Origin of the sequence: Candidatus Frankia alpina, assembly GCF_902806485.1 — a bacterium.
In the GTDB taxonomy this organism is placed as follows: domain Bacteria; phylum Actinomycetota; class Actinomycetes; order Frankiales; family Frankiaceae; genus Frankia; species Frankia alpina.
This window is the reverse complement of the sequence record NZ_CADCWT010000371.1, coordinates 1-3,280: the sequence shown is the minus strand read 5'-3', so window position 1 is coordinate 3,280 and position 3,280 is coordinate 1. Positions and strand designations below refer to the sequence as shown.

Here is a 3,280-nt window from a genome sequence, read left to right as displayed (position 1 = left end):
GTGCGGCTCATGGCGACCGGACCGGAACCCGCCCAGCGCCGCGCCCGCACGCAGCGGCAGGCGCTCGCGGATCTGCTCACCGACCTCGGCCCGGGTCATCCCACCCTCTGCGCCGGGTGGAGCAACCACGATCTGGTTGCGCACCTCGTCACCCGGGAGCGGGTGTCCTGGGCCGCGCCCGGTCTGCTCTTCAACAGCCTGCACGGCATCACCGCGCGGGCCGAGCGGGCCACGATGCGCGCCCACACCTACCCCGATCTGGTGGAGACCTTCCGGGCCGGACCGCCGTGGTGGCAGCCGACCCGGCTCGGGCTGATCGACGATGCGGCGAACTTCGTCGAGTTCTTCGTCCACGCCGAGGACATCCGCCGCGCGGACGCCGGCTGGAAGCCGCGTGAGCTGGACGACGCGGGCCGCGACGCGATGTGGGCGGCCCTGCGGCTGATCGGATTCGCCGGGTTCCGCCGGGCGGGGCTCGGCGTCGTCGCCGAGCGAATCGACCGGCCGGGCCGGCGCACCCTGCACGCCGGCGAGCCGGCCGTGGAGATCATGGGCCTGCCGGAGGAGCTCGTTCTCTACGCGTTCGGGCGGGGCGAGGTCGCGCGGGTCGAGGTGCGTGGCGCCGACGACTACGTCGAGCGCCTGCACGCCGCCCCCGTCGGTCTCTAGCCGGCCCCGGTCTGCCTCCTGATCCGGCGGCGATTCGCGCCACATCGGGGGCCGGGGCGTCGGCGGGGAACACCTGCGGGGGCGCGGGCTGCGAGGCTGGCGGGATGGCTCAGCAAACCCGTCTGGCCGCGCGGGTCGTGCTTGTCGACCCTTCCGACGCGGTGCTTCTGCTCAGGTCGCACGATCCGACCCTCGACAACGCACCGCAGTGGTGGCACGTGCCCGGCGGCGGCCTCGACGAGGGGGAGAGCGCCGAGCAGGCCGCGGTTCGGGAGGTGTTCGAGGAGGTCGGTTACCGCCTCCCCGACCCGGGCCCGGCAGTCGCCACCCGCCGGGCGTCGTTCACCTACCTGGGCTGCACGGTCTGGCAGTTCGAGACGTTCTTCGTCGCGCGGGTGCTCAACCGCCTCGAGGTCGACTCGTCGTCCTGGACGGACATCGAACGCCGGTCGATCCTCGGCTGGGCCTGGTGGACCGTGCCCGAGCTGCGGGCGACGGAGCAGACCGTCTACCCGAAGCGTCTGGCCGGCCTCATCGACGGCTGGCTGCGATCGGGACCGCCGGCGGGGCCGATCCGGCTGTGACGGCGCCCGCCCGCCCGGCTGTGGGGTCACCGCGGCGGGCCGCCACCCGGTTCACCACAGCGAGGCGTAGGCGGCGGCGCCGTTCGGGTTCTCGTTCGGGTTGAGCAGGGACGAGTGCACGTTGTTGGCCTCGGAGTTGTTGAAGTACGTCTCGTAGGCGAGGACGTCCCGGTTCGCGGCCAACGTCCGGTACATGTTGCGGACGTAGACGGGGTTGTCGCCGCCGGCCTGCCCGGCCCGCGCCCGTGTCGGACTTGCCGACCAGGCCCCATTCCGGGACAGAGAACTGCTTACCGTGCTGCCGCGCGAATGCGATCACCGAGCACAGCCCGGTCGCCTCGGCGCGCTGCGTGGCGAAGGCCGCGTCAGTGGTGCTCGCGGGCCACTGGTCGTAGGAGTCGACCCCGATGATGTCGAGGTACTGGTCGCCGGGATACACCGACCAGGCACCGCCGCTGTGGGCGTTGAGCGCCCAGTCGATGCGGGCCTGCGGGTCCGTCGAGCGGATCGCGCCGACGACCTGCCGGAAGCAGCTCACCCAGGTGGTGGCGCTCGTCTTGGATACCGACCAGGGGAACCAGTTGCCGTTGAACTCCCAGGCGAGCCGGATGATGCTCGCCGGGCGGCCCTTGTTGACCAGCCAGCGGCCGAAGTCGGCCCAGTGGCTGGAGTAGGCGCCGCTCGCGCACGAGTTCATGTCGCCGCCGCCGGTCGGGAAAAAGGGCTGCGAGATGATCCACGTACCGTTGAACGTCGAGAACTTCTCCGGCCCGCTGCCGACCCATGGGCTGGTCATGGTCTGCCAGCTTGATCGGTCACTGAAGGTGAGCACGGCGTTGACGGGCGAGCCGCGGAAGCTCTCCCACGCTCGCACCTGCGTCATCGAGCCGGCGGAGACGCCGCTCATGCCGCCGGGCACGGAGCCGCCCCCACCGCCTGCGGGCACGATCTGAGCCTGGGGGGCCGGTGGCTGCGTCGTTGGCTTCGTGGTTGGAGACGACGCCGGCTTGGTGGCGGTCGGGACTGCCGGCTTCGCGGTGGTCGGTGCACCACCCGCGGCCGGCCGGCTGAGGGACGGCGCGGCGACCGTGGTGTGATCGCGGCCCGGGGGGCCCGTCCCGGCCGACACACGTGGGGTCGTCTTCGGGGCGCCGCCGGGGGAGCGCGCGTGGATGTTGGCGGCGGCGGCGGCGGCCTCGACGGTGGTGGATCCGCTATCGCCGTGGGAGCCGTCTTCGGGGGCGATGTTCCAGCCGAGGGCGGCGGCCAGCAGGGCCAGGACGCCGAGTGAAGCGATCCAGGCAGGGTGGTGCGGACGGCGGCGGTGACGTCGGGAGCCGGCTCGGGCTCTGGGCGGACTGGAGTTGTTCTCCGGTCGGGTTTCACCGCGGATATCCCTCCGTGCGTGGCGGTGGCGTCGTCAGAACCCCCCCGGGTCCCTGCTTCGGTGTCGAAGCTGATGACCTCCATGTCGCGCAGCGGCCTGAGATGTATGGGGTTGGCCGTCGGGTTACCCCCTCGGTGCCCCGACTGCCTGCCTAGTTAGATATAACGGGACACTACGCGGATGGAATCCGGGGCGTTGTTCCAGCTCGGGCGCTATGGGCGATTCGTTCGGATTGGCCACACCTGAACCATGTGCGTTCCTTGTGGGAGTTGTGGGTTTGCGGTGTCCGCCGGCCTCGGGGGGACCCCCGGCCGCACGCCGGTCCGGGGCCCGGCGGTTGCGTCCGATCACGCCTCGTGTTGCGGACATATGGCGGGGCGGAGATCCCGGTTGTGCCACAATGTGCGCGCGGACTGGGGCGCCGTGGTGGTTCACGTCGGTCACCCACGGGATTCTCCGCGGGGATCGGGGTCATGGGCGGCGCGCGTCGGCGGCACCTGGTCTGGCGCCCCGGTGGTCATGGCAGCCAGGCGCGGCGGCGGCGGGGTTTCGGCCCGGCCGCCCCGCCGACATCAGGAGTGCACCGTATGTCCCAGCCACCCGAGTACCCGCAGGGCGGGTACCCGCAGGGCGGTCACGA

The 3,280-nt window shown here is 72.0% G+C and carries 4 protein-coding genes; 3 read left to right on the top strand and 1 reads right to left on the bottom strand.

Features of this window, described 5'->3' with window-relative positions; genetic code table 11:
• Positions 1–669: TIGR03085 family metal-binding protein (locus tag G6R25_RS22765; RefSeq protein ID WP_419469406.1), on the top strand; the 669-nt coding region annotated here is incomplete at its 5' end.
• Positions 670–773: 104 nt separating this feature from the next.
• Positions 774–1,253, top strand: a complete 480-nt coding sequence (locus G6R25_RS22760) for an NUDIX hydrolase (RefSeq protein WP_163554510.1) — start codon at positions 774–776, stop codon at positions 1,251–1,253.
• Here G6R25_RS22760 and G6R25_RS22755 read toward each other — a convergent pair.
• A complete protein-coding gene (locus tag G6R25_RS22755; RefSeq protein WP_336502393.1) occupies positions 1,201–2,160 on the bottom strand; it encodes a glycoside hydrolase family 26 protein in 960 nt (319 codons plus the stop codon). The two genes, G6R25_RS22760 and G6R25_RS22755, sit on opposite strands and share 53 nt — an antisense overlap.
• Before the next feature lie 261 nt (positions 2,161–2,421).
• Here G6R25_RS22755 and G6R25_RS29190 point away from each other — a divergent pair, with 261 nt between their 5' ends.
• Positions 2,422–2,544, top strand: coding sequence for a hypothetical protein (locus G6R25_RS29190; protein ID WP_268904204.1), 123 nt, complete (start codon positions 2,422–2,424; stop codon positions 2,542–2,544).
• Positions 2,545–3,280 lie beyond the last annotated feature (736 nt).

Bases quoted from the DNA above. Each gene is read 5' to 3' on its own strand.
- G6R25_RS22760 (WP_163554510.1), top strand. From the start codon at position 774: ATGGCTCAGCAAACCCGTCTGGCCGCGCGGGTCGTGCTTGTCGACCCT.
- G6R25_RS22755 (WP_336502393.1), bottom strand. From the start codon at position 2,160: ATGAGCGGCGTCTCCGCCGGCTCGATGACGCAGGTGCGAGCGTGGGAG.